Source organism: Streptomyces sp. NPDC006510, from assembly GCF_040611955.1.
Classification (GTDB): domain Bacteria; phylum Actinomycetota; class Actinomycetes; order Streptomycetales; family Streptomycetaceae; genus Streptomyces.
The window spans coordinates 1-1,926 of sequence record NZ_JBEXPH010000425.1; the positions used below are offsets into that span (position 1 = coordinate 1).

Genomic DNA, 1,926 nt, shown 5'->3' on the forward strand with positions numbered 1-1,926 from the left:
CGATGAACCAGGCGTGTCAGAACCCCGACACCCACCCGGTCGGTCAAGCGCACACCGGAAACCGGTCCCGAGTCATCCCACTCCCCACCCATGGGCGAGGAACATAACGGGTTCCGCGGCAAGACGAAAGTGCAGCAGCCAGATCAGTTGACTATCCACAAAGACCCCTGGCGTGTCGCTTTGCATATGTGGACGATCGAGCACCGAATCACTTAACTAAGCGGCATTGCCCCGCAAGGAGCCCCTGTATCTCCCGTCCTGGCAAACCTGTTCCTGCCCTACGCGTTGGACGCTTGGATGGCTCGGGATTTCCCAAACATCCGGTTCGAACGCCATGCGGACGACGCGGTCGTGCACTGCGTTACCGAGCGTCAGGCCCGTCAGGTGCTTGCCGCGCTCACGGAGAGGATGGCCGAGGCCGGGTTGCATCTGCACCCGGCCAAGACCCGGATCATCTACTGCAAGGACGGGAATCACCGAAGCTTCTACGAGCACACGGCGTTCACGTTTCTCGGGTACACGTTCCGTGAGGGTGCCAACTATCGCGACCCGGCACATTTGTGCCATCGAACATTGATCCCGCTGGTCTGCTAGCCTTCCGGAGGCCGTGCGAGAGAACAAGGAGGTGGTACCCGTGAACGTATTGACATGGGTGCTCTCCTCCGGGGTCACGGTCGGACGATAGGCAGGTTGTCCGGGAGCGCCGTTCAAGTGCACTCCCGAAAGGCACGACCATGCAATTCACTTCTGAACAGCGCCTCGACGACGGCGTCCTCGAACGCGAATTCACCCTTGGCGAGATCCCCGGCACCCTGTGGACGCCTGAATCCGCCGCACCGGCCCCGCTGATCCTGATCGCCCACAACGGCGGCTTGCACAGGCGGGAATCGCGGCTGGTGGCCCGGGCCCGGCACTCCGCGGCGTACGGCTACGCGGTGGCCGCCATCGACGCCCCGGGGCACGGCGACCGGCCCCGTTCCGCCGCCGACGAGCAGGCTCGCGCCGACCTCCGCCGGGCGATGCAGGCCGGCGAGCCGGTCGACGAGATCTTCGAGTCCTTCATCGGCCCGCTGGTCGAAAAGACGGTCCCGGAATGGCAGACCACCCTGGACGCCCTCCTTGCGCGGCCCGAGATCGGCGGCCCGGTCGGGTACTCGGGGTGGACCGCCGTCGGCATTCGGCTGGCGATGGTCGAGCCACGCATCGCGGCCGCCGGTTTCTTCGCCGGGGGTTACGTGCCCCGCGCCCAGCGCGAGGAGGCCCGACAAGTCACCATTCCGCTGCTGTTCCTGCTGCAGTGGGACGACGAAGGAAACCCCCGGCAGCGGGCCCTGGACCTGTTCGACGCCTTCGGGACCAAGGAGAAGACGCTGCACGCCAATCCGGGCGGGCACGCCGGCACCCCGTGGTTCGAGGTGGACGACGGGGAACGGTTCTTCGCCCGGCACCTGAAGTGAGACCGGGCCGCCAGGACGGCAGCAGACGGTAGGCGGCGTCGGCCGGGACGCCGCTCATCGAGGACACGTCCCGGCCCACCTCGATGACGGTGGCCGGCAGATGCATGGCCGCCCGATCGCGGCGGTACCAGCCATCGGCGGTACCGGCCGGTCGGGGCGGCGCTCGGCCACCGGCGGTACGACGCGGCATCCGCGCGCTCGTGGCCAGGGCTTTTACCGATCAAACGTCGTTGACACAGGCTCAAGTCTCCTTGGCGCAGGACATGGGCGTTTGTCAAGCAGCCGCGCGTATCGCCGAAGCGCAGCTGCCCGTCGGCCGACGGGCCCGGCCCTGGTCCGGCTAGGGAAGGGGGCAGGCGAGCGGCAGGATGCGTTCGGTCAGCCGCCCGGTGAGGTGGGTGTCGGTGACGGTGGCTTCGGTGAGCCAGTCCGCTGCGGTCAGCTGGTCGACCAGGTGCTGCAGTTCGTC

General features: G+C 67.3%; 2 protein-coding genes. Both read left to right on the top strand.

Features of this window, described 5'->3' with window-relative positions; genetic code table 11:
• The first annotated feature begins 285 nt into the window (after positions 1-285).
• Complete coding sequence (locus ABZY11_RS44160) at positions 286-594, top strand: reverse transcriptase domain-containing protein (RefSeq protein WP_356484572.1); 309 nt, start codon at positions 286-288, stop codon at positions 592-594.
• A 140-nt stretch (positions 595-734) separates the two neighbouring features.
• Complete coding sequence (locus ABZY11_RS44165) at positions 735-1,457, top strand: alpha/beta hydrolase (RefSeq protein ID WP_356484573.1); 723 nt, start codon at positions 735-737, stop codon at positions 1,455-1,457.
• Positions 1,458-1,926: the final 469 nt, after the last annotated feature.